We start from the raw sequence: 16,913 nt of genomic DNA on the forward strand, positions 1-16,913 counted from the left end.
ACCGTGGCTTGGAGTCGCGTGTCAGTTGAGCTTGGCGATTGCTAAGGATGTTGTCCTGTCCGGCACATCGGACCAGAAGGAGCGAGCGGCGATATCAGGCCTCAGCAGGGACCTAGCGGAAGTGCCAGAGCAGCATAACGACGAGCGAACCACTGATGCTGCGCGGGAACAGGCGCGCTTGAAACTTCTGCGCGAGGCGTTGGCCCTACGGCCAGATTCGCCCGAGCTGTTGTACGCGCTGGCCGACATGTTGGCGGAATGTGGTGCCTATGATGAATATGCCCAGGTTTTCCGCCGCGCGGTTGCGGCAAATCCATGCGCACTTCCGGATCTGGTGTTTAAGGACGGATCATCGCGGCGCGACGCTGCCCTCTCGCTTCTAGCGCGCACCGCGGCGCTGATCGAGCGCAATGTGCTCAACGCCCAGGTGCTCGTGGCACATGCGATCGCCGAGGCGGTGCTAGGAAATGCCGAGCACGTCGAATATATTATCGACTATGAGGCCTTCTTTCGTTGTGAAACGATCGAGCCTCCGCCCGAATTCGACCGCGCGCATTTTCACGACAGACTCATTGACGAGATCAAATCCGGCCTCACCTATTTCGGGCGCCAGGCGGGCGCGGCGATGAACGATGCGTGGTGGTACCCGAAGCTCCTGCGTCCGGAGCGGCCGGCGGCGTGGCAACTGCGCGCGATGATCCGTTCTCGGGTGGAGCGCTACATTGCGGACCTTCCGGCTGGCTCTGCTCATCCGTTCGTCCGGTCGGCTCCCAGCGCATTCAAAATCGCGGGTTGGGCACTCGTCTCGGACGGACAGTCCTTTCATACGCCGCACTTCCATCCCGAGGCATGGCTGAGCGGCATTTACTACGTCGCCAGCCCGCGCGCGTCTCGCGATGGGGGGAAGGTGGGATGGTTGCGGCTGGGACCTCGAGCTTCGCTCGAGCTAACCCCTGCTGACGGCTGGGAGGAGCGGTTCATTCCACCCGAGCCGGGCACGCTCGTGCTCATGCCCGGGTATTTCGTTCACCAGACCGATCCGATGGGTGTCGACGAGGAACGAATCTGCATCGCGTTTGATGTCTTGCCGGTGGACGTTCCGAAGGCTTCTGCAACCGATAGGTGAGCCGCAGGGCTGCCGATGGGACGACCAAATCTATGATCGGCGGGTTTGTCTGTTTTGCCTTCTCACTATTGCCAGAGCCGCTAGCTCATCCGCCGATATGTTTGACGGCTTCGATGATCACCGCGGCCACAGCGGCGGGCTGAGAGAGAAGCGACATATGGCCGGCCGCCAGTTCCACGGTGTTCGCGCCCATCCGAAGCGCGGCTGCGCGTTCGAGTTCGACGCTGACTGCGCGGTCCTCGCTCGAGACGATGTACCAACTCGGACGGTCTTCCCACGCCGCCTGCGAGACCGTTTCGCCGAAGGTACTGGTTGGAAGCGGCGGCTGGAGCACATGCAACAGCCGCGCGTCGGCTTCCGGCAAATCATGGCCGACGTCGCCGATCCAGGCATCGAGGCTCAGCTTGAGATTGCCGGCCCCGTCATCGGTGATCTTGGACAGAGCGGGCGGGCTGGGGAATTTTCCGACAAGATCGCCGACCGACTCGCCGACGGCGGGCGCGAAGGCGGCGACGTAGACGAGCGCTTTCACCTTCGAGTCATTGCCGGCTTGCGTAATGACGGCACCGCCCCAGCTATGGCCGACCAGCACGACCGCGCCTTGGATGGCATCCAGCGCAACCCTCGTCGCCGCCACATCGTCGGCGAGCGAGCTGGTCGGGTTCTGGACCGCGACGACGGCGATTCCCTGGTCGAGCAGGATCGGGATCACCCGCTGCCAGCTGGAGCCGTCCCCCAGGCGCCGTGGACGAGAACGACCGTTGGAGCTGCGGTGGATGAATCGGTCATGGCGGCGGGCGCTCCATATCGGGGTGTCGCCCCGCAGATTAGGTGGTTCTGCCAACCTCCGATTGTCGCTTTCACCGCTTTCTTGGACGCGCTTCATGGCTCCGCCTCGTAAAACTCACACGCCGCGCGGCCGGTCTGCGCTCGGGTGGCGCGCGCAGGCGAGCGTGCCGACCAGCACCATCAACCCGGCGAGCGCCAACGGGATGGCGAGGCCGACATGCAGCACGAGCAGGGCTCCGACTGCGGCACCGGCGAAGATCGCGGCGATGGCACCTACGCGACGTCCGAGATTGCCGCCCCTGCCGCCAGCGAGCCGCGAATCCGCCGCGATCCCGGTAATGGTCATCGTCAACACCGTGGTAGTGAGGTCGGCCACCTTCAACTGGCGCACCGTGGCGTTGCGAAAGCCCATTGCGATGGCGGTCAGCGCGATGACCGCGAGGACCGACCCTTCCGGCGTCTGGCGCGCAACATCCAGCCGCAGGGCGATCAGCGCGGCGATCCACAGCAGCGCCGTCTCGACGATCGCGGCACGCACCAGCCAATGCCGCAGCGGACGATCGACATGAGCGGTACCCAGCCGTCCGGCGATCACTGCGCCCAGCATGAAGGTGGCGATCGCGACGACGAACGGTGCGACCGCGAAACCGGGCGTGCCGGCCGCAGCGAAACCGAGAAACACGATGTTGCCGGTCATATTGGCGGTAAACACCTTGCCCAGTCCGAGCACGCTCGCCGCATCGACCAGCCCGGTCGTCGCCGACAGGAACAGCAACAGGCCGGGGAGGGGTGAGGAAGGTTTGGGCGCGGTCATAGCTGGTCCCTTCAGAAGCGGAAATTGCTCTCGAACCCCAACATCGCGATGGTGCGGCCCGAGCCGGTTTCGCGGATGAAGGTGCCTGACACAAACGCGGACAGCGAGGTCGAGAGTTCGAGTTCCGGGGTCACCTGCCACGCCAGCGTGGCCTCGGCTTGCTTGCCGATGAACCTAGCGCTGGACGTGCCGGGCGCGCGGATGAGAGTGCCGGGAATGTCATAGACGCCGTCGGTGGTCGCATAGCGCCAATAGGCCATGCCCGCCAAACCGGCCGAGAGGCCCTTGCCCAGCGACACGGCAATAGCGGGATTGAGGCTGACGATGTTGTACGGGCCCACGGGCGAGAGTTCGCCGAAATATTTGCCCTTCGGAAACAGTGCGTTGAAGGTACCGAGCGTGCCATTCCCGGCATTGCCGTCGCCGCTGACGATGTTGAAACGCAGCGTGGCATTGGGTGACAGCGGTGCCTCAGGCCAGCTCCTGCCGCCCTCGATCGCGAGCGTCCACGCGCCGATCGAACGGCCGGAAAAGCGCCCGAACTGCGCGACGCCCTCGACATTCCAGCTCCAATGCTGCGCGCTACCGAAGGCGCGTGCGCCGATGCTGTGGCGCACTTCGCTTCCGGTTTCGTTACCATAGCGGGCATTGGCGTTGCGATAACCGAGATAATAGAGGTCGAGGCCGGGGAGGGACGCGTACGCGCCCCACAGCGATTTGGCGCGCGAACGCCGGTCGTCGAAGCTCTTGGGGCCGGGCGTCACCGGCCGGACGGCCAGCAAGCTCAGCTTGATGTCGCCGAACTGCGCCAGTGCGCGGAAACCGTCAAAGGCCAGCGGTACGTTGGGGCCGTAGCGCGTGCCGACCAGTCGCTCGCTGCCGAGCGACAGCATCTGGCGGCCCGCGCGTAGGGTGAGGCCTCCGCCCCCCACCGGCAGGGCAATGTCGGCAAAGCCCTGGAGCAGATCGACGCGCGTCTGGTTGATCGGGCCGGCGCTGGGCTTCACGCTAGCCGCATAGGCCGCGATCGGCTGGACAAAGGCGCGCGCGCGGCCGACGTGCAGATCGGCATAGGGCATGGCCCGCGTCCAGACATAGCCGTCGTCGGGCGCATCGCCCCACACCGGGTTCCAGTTATTCTCGTTGCGCACCCGTATCTCGATACCGCTGGTCAGATAGGCATCGGGCGCGAGCGGAACATATTTGAAGCGACCGGTCCAATGATCGTCGCGCGCGGTCGGATCGGCGAGATCGGACCAGTCTTCGTCGTACCGCGTGATCGTCAGCGTCGGTGCCTGCCACGCCTCGTGCGGTTTGGTCTGCCCCTGGGCAAGGGCCGGGAGGCATCCGACCGCCAGCGCCAGCCATTTGCTAGGCACGTCGTTGTTCCAGCCGGGAGACCAAGGCGACGAGGATGAAGCCGCCGATCAGGCCGATATGCTCGAAGAAAGCGTTGGTCGCCATGAAGCGGGCCTGTCCGGCCGGCATCGCCCAGAAAGCATTGGCGGTGATCGCAGCGAGCAGGGTGAACACGCCGAGCATCCCCGCGCCAAGCCAGACCAGGCGACCCGACAGGATCAGCAAGGGGCCGATCAGCTCGACCGCGATCGTCGCTGCCGCCCAGACTTCGGGCGGGGCCATGCCGAAATGGGCCTGCTCTGCCACGGCGGCGCTCCAGTCGCTGAGCTTGACGATCGCACCAAGCAGATAGGCGCTCACCAGCGCCAGCCGCGCAAGGAGCCAGGTCGCTCGCCAGTCGAGCAATGCGTCGACGAAGCGCGGGTCGGGGCCGCTCATGGCCGGGCAAGTGCGTGAATCTCGGCAATATAGCCGCTAGGAAAGCGGACGATCGCGGAGCGACGATCGCTTTGCGTCTGGGCCGCGATCAGCGTCTCTACGCCTGCTGCGGTGGCCTTCGCGAGCGTTTGATCGAGGTCGGCGACTTCGTAGCCTGTCAGTTCGCGACCATAGGGCCAGCCCACCTGTCCATCCGAGACCAGCACCACCATCTTGCCATAGCCCGAGGTGAGGCGAATGCGGCGATAGGTCTTGCCCGGCTGGCCGATCTCGCTGCCGGGTGCTGCCTTGTCATCGGCGGTGACCTTGCCCTTTGAATAAGCGAGCCAGCTCCTGACGAAGCGGTCGGCGGCGTCGGGGGTCAGATAGACGCGGTTTTCCGGGATGGTCGCCAGCGGCGCGTAGTTCGGTTTGGTTGTGTGCCAATAGAATTGCATGGTCACGCCGCCGGGCCATTGCAACACGACATCGCGCCCGATTGGATCGGGAAAAGTGGTGACGAGCCGCGCCGCCCCGGCCTTCAGCGCAGCCGCGACTGCGGCATCCATGTCGCGCACCAGATAGCCGGTGCGCTCGCTGCCGAAGGGGTAGGGTATCGGCGTCTTGAAGCCGAATACCGAGATAGTGCCAGCCGGTGTCAGCACGAGCTGCGAGATGGTCTGGCTGGCGGTCGGGGTGACCTGGAACACGCCCTGTTTCGAGGTCGTGCCGCCCAAGGTGGCCACCAAGCTCGCGACGAAGCGGTCAAAATCCTCCGGCGCGACATAAACGTGCGTGGTGTCATACTGCGGGCCGACCGAATATTCGGCGGGTGCCGTTTGCCGGGCGGCGGCGGGCGCGACCGGGGCCGCGCCGATCAGCGCGACGGCGAGGAGTATCGCAACAGGCTTCATCATCTTTTTCCTCTCAAACCGCCCAGCAGCCGCAACCGAACGAACCCCAGAAGGTCTGGACATCGGCGGTCGGCATGTCGCGCTCCAGTGCTGCGGCATGATCATGGCCGTGGACCGAGCAGGCCGTCGCACAGCCACAGGCCGCCGCCATTTTCTGCGCCTCCGGTGTGCGGTGATAGCCGCCGAAGGTCGCGACCGGTGACCAGTCGGGCATCGGCCGGGGCAAAGCGGGGGCGAGCGGCGCAAAATCGCCTTCGCCGAACACGATTTTTCCACCCAGCACGGTGAGGACCGAGCGCAGGTGTGGGATGTCGTTTTCGGGAACGGCGAAATAATCGCCCGACAGGACCGCGAGATCGGCCAGCTGGCCCGCCTTGATCTGCCCCTTCTTGCCGGTTTCGCTCGAGAACCAAGTGTTCTCGTGCGTCCACATCCGCAGCGCCTTTTCACGGCTGACGCGATTTGCGCCGGGATAGAGGCCGAGTCCTCCGACCGTCCGGCCGGTGACGAGCCAGTTCAGCGACACCCAAGGGTTGTAGCTGGCAACGCGCGTCGCATCCGTACCCGCGCCGACCGGCAGCCCGGCCGCGATCATCTTGGCGATCGGCGGCGTCCGCTCGGCCGTCTTATTGCCATAGCGCTCAACGAAATACTCGCCCTGATAGGCCATGCGATGCTGGATCGCGATGCCGCCGCCTAGCGCGGCGATGCGATCGATGTTGCGGTCGCTGATCGTTTCGCAGTGGTCGAAGAACCAGTTGATCCCGGTGAAGGGGATTTCCCGCGCGACCTTCTCATACACATCGAGCGCGCGCCCGATCGTCTGGTCATAGGTAGCATGGAGCCGCCATGGCCATTTGTGCTCGGCGAGCAAGCGGATGACGGGTTCGAGGTCGCCTTCCATGCTCGGCGGCATGTCGGGTCGCTCGACCCGGAAATCCTCGAAGTCGGCGGCGGAATAGACCAGCATCTCGCCCGCACCATTGTGGCGATAGGTGTCGTCGCCCTGACCGGGCTTGACCTGCTTCACCCACCCCTGGAAGTCCGCCAGCTCTGCCTTCGGCTTCTGCGTGAACAGATTGTAGCTGATGCGCAGCGTGAGCTGGCCGTCGGCGTGGAGCTTCTCGACGATCGCGTAATCGTCGGGATAGTTCTGGAAACCGCCGCCGGCATCGATCACGCCGGTCACGCCCAAGGAATTCATCTCGCGCATGAAATGGCGCGTCGAGTTGAGTTGGTATTCAGGCGGAAGCTTCGGGCCCTTCGCGAGCGTCGAGTACAGGATCGTCGCATTCGGCTGGGCGAGTAGCAGGCCGGTGGGATTGCCGGCGGCATCGCGGACGATCTCGCCCCCCGGCGGGTTGGGCGTATCCTTGGTGTAGCCGACGACGCGCAAAGCGGCGGCGTTCAACAGCGCGCGATCGTACAGGTGGAGGATGAAGACCGGGGTATCCGGCGCGACGGCGTTCAGCTCGGCGATCGTCGGCAAGCGTTTCTCGGCGAACTGATGTTCGGTAAAGCCGCCGACCACGCGTACCCATTGCGGGGCGGGAGTCTTGTCGACTTGCCGTTTCAGCATCGCCATCGCATCGGCAAGGCTGGTCACGCCGTCCCAGCGCAACTCCATGTTATAATTCAGCCCACCGCGGATGATGTGCATGTGGCTGTCGATCAGGCCGGGGATGATCCGCCGTCCGCCGACGTCGATGACGACGGCATCGGGTGCTGCGGCACGCACGTCAGCCTCGCTGCCCACTGCAAGAAATTTGCCGTCGCGGATTGCGATCGCCTGCGCATCGGGATTTTCGCGGTCGAGGGTAGCCACCTTGGCGTTGGACAGGATCAGGTCGGGTGTGGTCATCGTCGCTCTCGCATTTCCGGCCGCCATCGGGGCGAGCAGTGCCGCTGCGCCGCCGACGATCGTGTCGCGCCGGGTGAAGATCATGCCGCGTCGTCCGCTTGCGCATTGCTCGGCAGCGTGCCGAACACATGGTTGGAGCAGGCGGCGCGGATCGATGCGGCCTTGGTTTTGCTCGCCCACAGGCTCGTGACTAGCGGGACTGCCTGCTCGCCGATCAGGATACCTGCCAGGCCGATCAGCGCAATCGTCGGCGGGGCCGGCGACCGTACCTTCAGCAGCGCGTAGATCACGCCGACGAGGATTCCCGCGGCGAGCGAGAGGAGGTACGGCCGCATCGTCTCAGTGCCCGCCTTCGGAGGCGCCGAACATCGTCTTGGCGTAGATGACGCCGAGACCGTAGGCCCCGCCCCATTTCTTTGCGATGCCGGTGGTCGAATCATAGGTTTCGGCGCGTGCCCAGTCGCGCTGCAGTTCGAGCAGATATTGCAGCGAGGTCATCGGCCTCGCGCCGAGCTGGATCATCCGCTGGACGGCGCGTTCATGCGCTTCGGTAGAGATATCGCCGCAAGCATCGGCGATGAAATAGACGTCGAACCCCTGGTCGATCGCTGAGGAGACCGGACCCACGATGCACACGCTGGTCCACAGACCGGCGAACACGATGCGCGTCTTGCCGATGCGATTGACCTCGTCGATGACGCTGGCGTCTTCCCACGTGTTCATCGACGTGCGGTCGAGCACTGCCTGTCCGGGAAAGGCTTCCTTCAGCTCGTCGAACATCGGGCCGGAGAAGCTCTTCTCCGCGACGGTCGTCAGGATCGTCGGAACGCCGAACGATTTGCCGGCGCGGCCGACCAGAGCGGCATTGTTGCGCAGCAGTTCGGCCCCGATGGACTTTGTCGCGAATGCCATCTGCGACTGGAAGTCGATCAGGACGAGCGTGTGATCGGTGGGTGAAAGCAGCGATGCGCCGGGCGTGGCGGAGGCGGTAACGGTCACGGTCATTCTCCTGTTGTGAAGGGCTGTGGTGACGGCGCGCGCCGATGCGCGGCGGGACGGGCGGGTTGCCAGGTCCTGCGCCACGCCAGCGGCGTCTCCCCCACCATGCGGCGGAAGAGGCGGGTGAGGTGCGCCTGGTCGGTCAGGCCGCACGCGCTGGCGATCTGGCTCAGCGTCTCGTCGGTCCGGAGCATCAGCATCTGCGCGCGGCGCACGCGTTGGCGGATCAGGAAGGCATGGGGCGTCTCGCCGACCGTGATCTTGAAAGCGCGGCAGAAATGGCCGGTGCTGAGCTGCGCGACGCTCGCCAGCGTTTCGACCATGATCGGATCGGCAAGGCGCGCGTCGATATAGCGGAGCGTTCGATTCACTTGCCAGGAGGCCAAACCACCTCTGGCCGTACCGCGCTCATCCCCGGTCGGCGGCGCGGCGGGCAGCAACAGGGCTTCGTGGCGCGTGCGCTCGTCCGATCCGAACAGCGTTGCGAGCTGATCGAGCAAGCCGCGCGCGACATGCGGGTCGTTATCCAGTGCTTGCTTGGCCCCGGCGACGAGGCCAGCCGCCGTCGCAGCCAGAGCTGCGAATTGCGGGGTAATCGTCGTTTGAGCCGATCGAAGCATCGGTGATCTCCATCGCAACCAGTACGATGGGGATAGCCTGTGGCGGCTTCGGCACTCAGCCCCGAAGGAGGGGGTGGGATCGCCTCTTTAGCGGTGCGCGCGATCCCTTCTTCTGTCGCGCTCGGCGGCGCGGCGCTACTACAGCTCGATGATTCCGCGTTTCGCGGCGATCGTCACCGCATGCGTGCGATCCGAGGCGCCGAGTTTCGCGAAGATCGTCTTCATGTGGCCCTTCACCGTTTCCTCGGTCACCGACAGGCGCGCGGCGATCTGCTTGTTCGAATTGCCGGCGGCTGCGAGCGAGAGGACCTCGGTTTCGCGCTCGCTCAGCGAATTGGCGATGACGTGAAACGCAATATCGCTCGCCACCTGGGCGCTCAGATGCTTGCCGCCGGAATGGACCGAGCGGATCGTGTCGAGCAATTCCTTGCGCAAGCTGTTCTTCAGGAGATAGCCAGCGGCACCGGCGCGCAAGGCGCGCAGCGCCTGGGCGTCACCGGCATAGGTCGTCAGCACCACGATTCGGGCCTGGGGCCATTGTTCGCGGATCGCGACGATCGCGGCCAGGCCACCGATTCCAGGCAGTTGCAGGTCCATCAGCACCACGTCGGGCCGAACCTGCGGGTATAGCGCGATGGCCTCCTCGCCGGTCTCGGCCTCGGCGACCACCGCCAGGTCGGGCTGGGTCTCGACGACGGCGCGCACCCCCTCGCGCAGGAAGGGGTGGTCATCGACGATCATGATCCGGATGGGGGTCGCGTCGAGCAAGGCACAGCCTTTGAGATCAGCGTTGCTGCCACGCAGATTTGCCTGGTCCGCGCTGCGATACGCGAGCGAGGGCGATACCGGCAAGATCAGCGTCGATCGAGCGTGAGCAACGCATCGCGAAAGGCCGCAGCCACGGCATCGAGATGCTCCGCGCCAGCGCAGAAAATCCAGCAGGACAGTGCAACGTCGTGCGAGCGCGTCGCTAGCGCGTCGATCAAACCGCCTAGCATTGCGCTTTCCGCGCCCGGCAACAGCGTCCGATCGATCCCGCTGTCGAGCAGGCTCGGCGCAAAGGCGGCTGAGGGCGCAGCGAGGCGGATCGCTTCCTGTGCTGCGGCGGAGACGGCCAGGCGTAGACCCGCTGGCGTGAACGCGTCGGGATCACCGAGGCCGACCGCAATGACATCATGCGCCTGGATCGGTGGTGAGACAGCGGTCAGCGTCAGCAATTCGCCCGGCGCAGCGCCGAATATCCCGTCGGACCGCAGCCGCAGCAGCGCGCCGTTCAGCGCCGTGTCGAGATGCTTCAATCCCCCGCCAGGGCCGTTGCCAGCGGCCTCACGCGTGAACACGCCGACGATGGCCAGCGCCGCACCGACCGTCACCGCATCGTGCGGTGCGACTTCGATGCGGACGTCGCCCCATTGGCCAATCACTTTCGCGCCATCTGGCTCGCCGAAACCCGGCTCGGGCATTCTTCTCTCCACTGGCCCGCAATGCGACCAAGAGGTCGCGGCCGTCAGCTGCGGATGAAGGCCAGCAGATCGGGGTTGATGACGTCGGCGTGCGTGGTGAGCATCCCGTGCGGATAGCCCTTGTAGGTCTTGAGCGTGCCGTTCTTGACCAGCTTCACCGCCTTCAACGACGCGTTGGCAATGGGAACGACCTGGTCGTCCTCGCCGTGCATCACCAGCACCGGCACGGTGATCTTCTTCAGATCCTCGGTGAAGTCGGTTTCGGAGAAAGCCGCGACGCCCTGATAATGGGCCCAGGCGCTGCCCATCATCCCTTGGCGCCACCAATTGTCGATCACGCCTTGCAGCACCTTCGCATCCGGGCGGTTGAAGCCGTAGAAAGGGCCGCTTGCGAAATCGAGGAAGAATTGCGCGCGATTGGCCGCCAGACCGGCACGGATTCCGTCGAACACCTCCATCGGCACGCCATCCGGGTTGCTGGCGGTCTTGAGCATCAGCGGCGGCACCGCGCTGACCAGCACCGCCTTTGCAACGCGGCCCGCCTTGGCCTGCGCAACATAGCGCGCGACTTCGCCGCCGCCGGTGGAGTGCCCGATATGGACGGCGTTCTTCAAGTCGAGCGCGTCCGCCACCGCCGCCGCATCGGCGACATAGGTGTCCATGGTATTGCCGGTGCTAGTCTGGCTGGAGCGCCCGTGGCCGCGGCGGTCATGCGCCACGACACGGAAGCCGTGGGCGAGGAAATAGAGCATCTGCCCGTCCCAATCGTCGGAGCTTAGCGGCCAGCCGTGATGGAACACGACGGGCTGGGCATCCTTCGGACCCCAATCCTTGTAGAAGATCTCGGCGCCGTCCTTGGTTTTGATGAAGGCCATGTCGTTACTCCTGAAAAGACTGTGTCGATTGTGATTGGGCGATTGCGCTGACGCCCCGGAGGCCAGGGTCAAGGCGGCGGCGGATGCGGCGCACCCGACCAGCAACTCGCGGCGGTCCGGTGCGAAGGTGTCGCCGCTATCGGTCGTATCGCGCATTGCCGGGTCCCCGTTCGTGCGCGGCGGTGATCCGCGCCATTGGCCCCTGACTTGCCCGTATCGCGCCAGGCAAGATTGTCGGAATCACCGGAAATTTGTAAAAAGCCGATGTCACGGATCGAACCGCCCGACCCGTTCGCGGGGGCTCTTGAATGGTTATTCGTAGGCAATCCGCGCAGGCGCGGTGAGCTTCACCTGGCTGCCCCCAGCAGACGACGTTATGCTGAGCGTGCCGCCAAGCCGCTCGCCGCGTTCGCGCATCCCGACGAGGCCGTAATGCCCCTCGCGGCGACCGGCTTTCAGGATATCCGCCGGAATGCCCGCGCCGAAATCCTCGACCGAGACAGACAGTTTGTCCGATCCGTGGCCGATGCGGATCGCGATCGTCCTCGTCCCGGAATGCCGGATCGCGTTGCTCAGCGCTTCGGCAACGATCGCCGAAACCTCGTCGGCGACGGGCGCGCAGACGGGTTTGGCGCCACCGCTTTCCTCGATCGTCCAGCCGATTGTTGTCGGCACAAGTCGTGTGGCGAGTGCCTCCAGATAGGGATGCAGCAGAACCGGCTTCATATTCTCGCGGAGTGCGCGCACCCGCTCGCGCCCTTGCAGCAAGACATCGTCGGCTTGTTCAAGCGTGGTCTCCAGTGCGTCGCGCGCGCGGTCGCCGGGGGTCAATTGCTCCACCACCGATTGAAACCGCAGCATCAGGCCCTGGAAACCCTGCAGCAGCGTGTCGTGCAATTCGCGGGCGATGCGTTCGCGCTCCGCAAGCTGCGCCTCGATGCGCGCGCGGGTCCGCTCCGCCACCACGCGAACGCGCCTGCGATAGAGCAGCCATAGGATACCGAACGCCGCGACCGCGCAGACACATGCAAACCAGATCGTCTGGTAAAAACGTGGCGCGATCCGAAAGTGCACCACCGCGCCTTCGCGGTTCCACACGCCGTCATTGTTCGCGGCGATCACGTGGAAGCGATACGTGCCGGGGCCGAGGTTGGTATAAAGCGCCTGGCGCCGGTCCCCCGCATCGGTCCAGCCAGTGTCCGATCCTTCGAGCCTGTAGCGGAACCGGTTGGCGCGCGCGTCGGTCAGGCTGAGCGCGGTATAGTCGATCTGGAGGCGATCCGTCCCCGCGGGCAGGTCGATCAGCTGCGCCATTTCCGTCCAGCGCCGGCCGGCGGCAGCAAGCGAGGTGATGACCACGCCGGGCGGAAGCGTGTTCCGCGTGATCCGCGCCGGGTCGATATAGGCCAGCCCCTTATTGGTCGCGAACCAGATGCGGCCGCTTGCATCCTGCGCGATGTCGTTCGCCTCGTTCATGTAGGAACGGGCCGAAAACCCCTCATAATAACCGAAGCGCTCGAACGGCAGCGCGGTGCCGGGCCGGTTGAAGGCGGCGGTCAGCGCCGCGGTGGAGACGCGGACGATGCCATTGACGCCGATCATCCACGTCGATCCGTCGGCGCTCTGCAGGATGCCGGTTACGTCGGCCAGAAAGGGATAGTCGCGTTGCCGAAGGTTGGCGAAGCGACGGCCATCCCAGCGACCGACGCCGCCTGCGGCACCCGCCAGGATGGTGTCCCCGCCGAAGGCGAGGGTCGATATCGCCCCGATCGTCACCGCGTCGCGGGGCCAGATCGGTTGCTCCAATGCGCCGTCATAGCGGCGGAAGCCGGTGCTCGGCCGGGAATAGATCAGGCGTCCGCCGCGATCGAGCCTGAGCTTCAGCAGCGTGCCGACCTTGGCTCCGGCCTCGCCAGGCGCAGGAACGAGCTGAGCGCCGTCGAGCCGGTAGAGCCGATCTCGCCCGGCCCAGAAAATGCCCTTGTCGTCGAGCACGCAGGAGATCGACAGCGGATCCCCGACAACGGTTGCCTTGCGCAAAGACCCCGCTGGCGTGAGGTCCAGGCGATAATGGCCCTCCAGGCTGAAGGTCAGCAGCCGCTGGCCATCGCCGCACAGCACCCCGACCGAGGTCTTCGGGAACAGCAGCGACGGTTGATCGACACCGGCATCGATGCGGTAAATCCCCGACAGGCCGCCAACGAACAGCCTGTCCCCGTTCCGCGACCGGACGAAGCCGGTGACGAGCCCCTCCCGCAGCGCGGGCTGCGCGATGTTGGTCGCAGTGAAGCGATCCAGGCCCGACGCGGTGCCCACCCAGATATTGCCTTCGCGATCCTCGAACATCGACAGGGTCAGGGACGAGGAAAGCCCCTGCTCGGCGGTCAGGCGTTCGGGCGGCCCGAAACCGCCCTGCACCGGTCGAAACCGCGTGAGGCCATCGTCCTGCGCCACCAGCCACAGGCTGCCATCGCGATCGGAACGCATTGCCCGCCGCGCGAACGGGGTGTTGGCGCCGGTGATGGCAATGCGCGAACCGCTGCCGTCCAGACGCCGCAGACCGGTGTCGTCGGCTAGCCAGATCCTATGGTCGGGCCTTTCGGCCAAGGCCGCGTACGGCCCGCCCTTGGACGCCAGTCGTTCGAACCGGTTTGCTCCCGGTTTGAGCTGGTAGTGCACGCCGGGCGTGGCGATGTAGATGCTATCGTCCGACGCCGCGAGGATCGACCCCATCTCGCTCGGCTCGAACCCCTGGGCCGGACCGATCTTGCTCCAACGGCCGTCTTTGAGGCGGCTGAGCAGCATCTCGCCCCGGCTGTCCGCCGTCACCCAGATCGCGCCGTCACGCCCCTGTACGATGGCATCGACGCCGCCGTCCGGCGTCCACGGATTGGCCGATCGCAGCCGACCGTTCCGCACGACCGCAATCCCGCCGAAATCATACCCTACCCAAATGTCTCCGTTCTTTGCGGCCAGCAGCGCGGTGACCTGGAACGATCGCGGTATGTCATCGTCCGGCAGAATTCGTTCGAAGACGAGACCATCGAACCGATAGAGGCCGGTCGATGTGCCGAGCCACAGGAAGCCGTTACGATCCTGCGTGATCGCCTGAATGCTCGCTGGTGCGCCGTCCCCGAGCGTCCAGCGGGTATGCCGCAACTCCTGCAGACTGCGTCGAGGATCGGACGCCGTCGCAGGCGTTGCCACAAGTGCGATCGCGATCAGCGCCAGCTCGAAAAGACGAACAAGGAAGCGGCGCATCAGAGAGAGGGTTCCTCCGGCTTTGGTCGCTGTCATACCGACATCGCGATGCGTTGCGCGCGCCGTTCCGTGGTGCGCCTTTGGTCGTTCGGGCACCGTAAGACCTGTCAGCGAAACACGAAACCGAATTTGTTCGGGGGCGCAACGATCGGCGGCGAAGCGGCCGTCTCCGAGTCAGTAGGGTGGCGTACGGCGTTCACGCTGGGCCTTGGCTGCTTGTGTCCACCAGCCAAGATCGTCGGCGAAACGCGGGAACGCGCGCGTAAGCGCGGCCCCGCCATCGCCCGTGGGCGTTCCGGCCGCATTGAGGGCATGCCCGATCGCACCGACCGCGATCGTGCTGGACACGACGACCATGCCCATTTCGGACAGGATGCCGTGCCAGGTCAGCGCCGCGCGGGCGGCGGCGATGCGTCCGGCAGAATAGCTGGCGATCGCCGCGGGGCGCCAGTACCATTCCTCCAGGAAATGGTCGGTGAGGTTCTTGAGGCCGGGCTGGACGCCCCAATTATACTCGCCCGTCACGAACACAAAGGCATCGGCGGTCCTGATCTTCTCCGCGAGCGCCTCGAGCGCGGGCGGGGCCTCTCCTTTGGGGTGTTCCTTGTACATGCGATCGAGCATCGGCAGGTCGATCGCCTTGGCGTCGATCAATTCGGCCGCTGCGCCACGCTCGGCGAACGCGCCGACCAGCCACTCGGCAAGGCGGATGCCCTGCCGATCGGACCGGTAGGAACCGTAGAAGATCAAAATCCGGTCGCTCATCGTAAAACCTTCCTGTGGTGGCTGCGCGTCGTCTGAAAAACGTAGATCAGCCGTCGATGAGCGCACGCAGCTTGGCGTTCAGTCATCCCGGCGATCGATCGCTACGCTATACGCGACAAGGCTAGTGAAGGTTCAGCGGCATCGATCAGGACGCCGTGGCGATCCGCGGTTGGCTCGCCGCAGGTCGCGCCGTTGGGCGATGCCGGCCGGCTCAGGATCGAATCAGCAGGTGGTCGCTTCGCAGCCATAGCGGCGCCAGGCACACCGGAATCGAGGAAAGCGGCAGGACGCTTTCGTTCATCGGGACGCCAAGCGTATCATGGGCAAATCTGCGACGCGCCTGCATCCGCGCCCACATATCCGGGTAACGCGCGGCGATATCATGGCGCAGTGCGGCATCGGCGAACACCACGCTGTCCTCGCAATTCAACGCCCAGCCGTCCCGCATGGGTGTCGGAATGATGTCGACCTGCATGTGCATTCCGGATCGGATTCGATCGGTCGATCCCGGCCGGATTGGGCTGTGCGACCATTCTTCATGGCCCGTCAGGTGGCCCGGGTTCAGCAGCGAGCGAAGTCCGCCTTCGGCAAGTGTGTCCCTGACACCCTCATACAGATCATTACCGCTGACGCCGATGTCGGCGAGTGCATACCAGCGGATCAGACCCGCGAAATAGGCCGCTGCGGTGGCGACGAATGCGTCGTTGTTATCGTCAATCAGTCCGGCCCGGGCGGTGAGGCCGCCCCAGAGACCGACCGCGGTGGATGCCCCGTCGCCCTTGGCGATCCGCCGCCAGCCGGGGCTCGCGAGGCCGATGACCGCGCCGCCTTCAGCGTTGCCCGTTGCCAGCATCGCGTGGACGTTCATCGGTTCGCCGCGATAGTGCAGGTTGAGCGCGGCATCGCGCTCCAGGTCACCCGGCCGCGTGCCGCGCACGACACCCCATACCATTTCCGACGCCCGCGCTGCCGCCGCTTCGAAAATCGCGATTTGATCGGCGTCGATGATCGAACGCTGCCCGGTTTCGGGGTGCAGCAACACGGGCGTGACGTCGCGGACCTGCTCTGCCCCGGCCGCCGTCCGCAGCGCATCGAGATAGATTTCCGGCACGAAGCTGGGTGCCGGACCTTCCCATTCCTCCGCCTCCAGATACTTCCAGCCGACCACCCCCACGCTGTCCCCGCGCCGCATTCCGGCGTTTTGCAGCACAATGGTGAGGCGTGGCGCCGTGCTGCGGTCTTGTCCGAGAAGACTCATGGTTTGGGACAGCGCGATCTCAACGCCTGGTAACGGCGAAAGCGCGGCGTAAGACTGGCACTCGTTCCCCGTCACCAGGACTCGTCGGCCACCGGGGCCCAGCAGCAGCAACGCTTCTTCGAAGCGTGGTTCGAATCCGCTCAGGAACAGGATATTCGCCATGTGCTCCCGGTCGGCATAGACCGCCAGCCAGTCGGTCCCGGCGGCGAACAGGGCGGCATTGCATCGCGCCGCATAGCTTTCGGGAGGCAGCCCGGGTGGCGCCGCGATCAGCCCGAAATCCGGTATGCTCAACGCGCGAAGGGCAATCGTCATGGTCGTCTTTCTGCTGAGGTGGGCGCTCTTGCGATCTCGAATATATATGACATATACCCATGTCAAAGGAGCATGTC

The 16,913-nt window shown here is 65.3% G+C and carries 16 protein-coding genes; 1 reads left to right on the forward strand and 15 read right to left on the reverse strand.

Going from position 1 to position 16,913, the window contains the following annotated elements:
• Positions 1-25: 25 nt before the first annotated feature.
• Entirely contained in the window at positions 26-1,126 is a 1,101-nt protein-coding gene (locus AB5I39_RS11100) for a putative 2OG-Fe(II) oxygenase (RefSeq protein ID WP_404366568.1), read from the forward strand.
• A gap of 85 nt (positions 1,127-1,211) precedes the next feature.
• On the opposite strand, the gene AB5I39_RS11105 is transcribed toward AB5I39_RS11100, so the two are convergent.
• From AB5I39_RS11105 to AB5I39_RS11175, 15 genes are all read right to left on the reverse strand, one after another.
• On the reverse strand, positions 1,212-2,012 hold the full coding sequence (locus AB5I39_RS11105; RefSeq protein WP_404366570.1) for an alpha/beta hydrolase: 801 nt from the start codon (positions 2,010-2,012) through the stop codon (positions 1,212-1,214).
• Between the two features lie 18 nt (positions 2,013-2,030).
• Entirely contained in the window at positions 2,031-2,729 is a 699-nt protein-coding gene (locus tag AB5I39_RS11110) for a YoaK family protein (RefSeq protein ID WP_404366573.1), read from the reverse strand.
• A gap of 11 nt (positions 2,730-2,740) precedes the next feature.
• Entirely contained in the window at positions 2,741-4,108 is a 1,368-nt protein-coding gene (locus AB5I39_RS11115) for an alginate export family protein (RefSeq protein ID WP_404366576.1), read from the reverse strand.
• Positions 4,101-4,526, reverse strand: coding sequence for a DoxX family protein (locus tag AB5I39_RS11120; protein ID WP_404366579.1), 426 nt, complete (start codon positions 4,524-4,526; stop codon positions 4,101-4,103). Before AB5I39_RS11120 ends, AB5I39_RS11115 begins: the two co-directional genes overlap by 8 nt.
• A complete protein-coding gene (locus AB5I39_RS11125; RefSeq protein WP_404366582.1) occupies positions 4,523-5,419 on the reverse strand; it encodes a glyoxalase in 897 nt (298 codons plus the stop codon). The genes AB5I39_RS11120 and AB5I39_RS11125 overlap by 4 nt, the downstream gene beginning before the upstream one ends.
• Positions 5,420-5,432: 13 nt before the next feature.
• Complete coding sequence (locus AB5I39_RS11130; protein ID WP_404374121.1) at positions 5,433-7,307, reverse strand: amidohydrolase; 1,875 nt, start codon at positions 7,305-7,307, stop codon at positions 5,433-5,435.
• A 53-nt stretch (positions 7,308-7,360) separates the two neighbouring features.
• Entirely contained in the window at positions 7,361-7,615 is a 255-nt protein-coding gene (locus tag AB5I39_RS11135; RefSeq protein WP_404366585.1) for a XapX domain-containing protein, read from the reverse strand.
• A gap of 4 nt (positions 7,616-7,619) precedes the next feature.
• The gene (locus AB5I39_RS11140) at positions 7,620-8,279 is read right to left on the reverse strand and encodes a hydrolase (protein ID WP_404366588.1); all 660 of its coding nucleotides are present in this window, start codon (positions 8,277-8,279) and stop codon (positions 7,620-7,622) included.
• A gap of 2 nt (positions 8,280-8,281) precedes the next feature.
• Entirely contained in the window at positions 8,282-8,899 is a 618-nt protein-coding gene (locus AB5I39_RS11145) for a helix-turn-helix domain-containing protein (RefSeq protein ID WP_404366591.1), read from the reverse strand.
• A gap of 138 nt (positions 8,900-9,037) precedes the next feature.
• A complete protein-coding gene (locus AB5I39_RS11150) occupies positions 9,038-9,640 on the reverse strand; it encodes a response regulator (RefSeq protein WP_404374123.1) in 603 nt (200 codons plus the stop codon).
• 113 nt (positions 9,641-9,753) lie between these two features.
• Positions 9,754-10,362, reverse strand: coding sequence for a M17 family peptidase N-terminal domain-containing protein (locus AB5I39_RS11155; RefSeq protein WP_404366593.1), 609 nt, complete (start codon positions 10,360-10,362; stop codon positions 9,754-9,756).
• Between the two features lie 44 nt (positions 10,363-10,406).
• On the reverse strand, positions 10,407-11,237 hold the full coding sequence (locus tag AB5I39_RS11160) for an alpha/beta fold hydrolase (RefSeq protein WP_404366595.1): 831 nt from the start codon (positions 11,235-11,237) through the stop codon (positions 10,407-10,409).
• Between the two features lie 312 nt (positions 11,238-11,549).
• Entirely contained in the window at positions 11,550-14,498 is a 2,949-nt protein-coding gene (locus tag AB5I39_RS11165; RefSeq protein ID WP_404366598.1) for a two-component regulator propeller domain-containing protein, read from the reverse strand.
• 174 nt (positions 14,499-14,672) lie between these two features.
• Entirely contained in the window at positions 14,673-15,263 is a 591-nt protein-coding gene (locus tag AB5I39_RS11170) for an NADPH-dependent FMN reductase (protein ID WP_404366601.1), read from the reverse strand.
• Between the two features lie 211 nt (positions 15,264-15,474).
• Entirely contained in the window at positions 15,475-16,836 is a 1,362-nt protein-coding gene (locus tag AB5I39_RS11175; RefSeq protein ID WP_404366604.1) for a hypothetical protein, read from the reverse strand.
• Positions 16,837-16,913: the final 77 nt, after the last annotated feature.

Source organism: Sphingomonas sp. MMS24-J45 (assembly GCF_044881195.1).
Lineage (GTDB): Bacteria > Pseudomonadota > Alphaproteobacteria > Sphingomonadales > Sphingomonadaceae > Sphingomonas.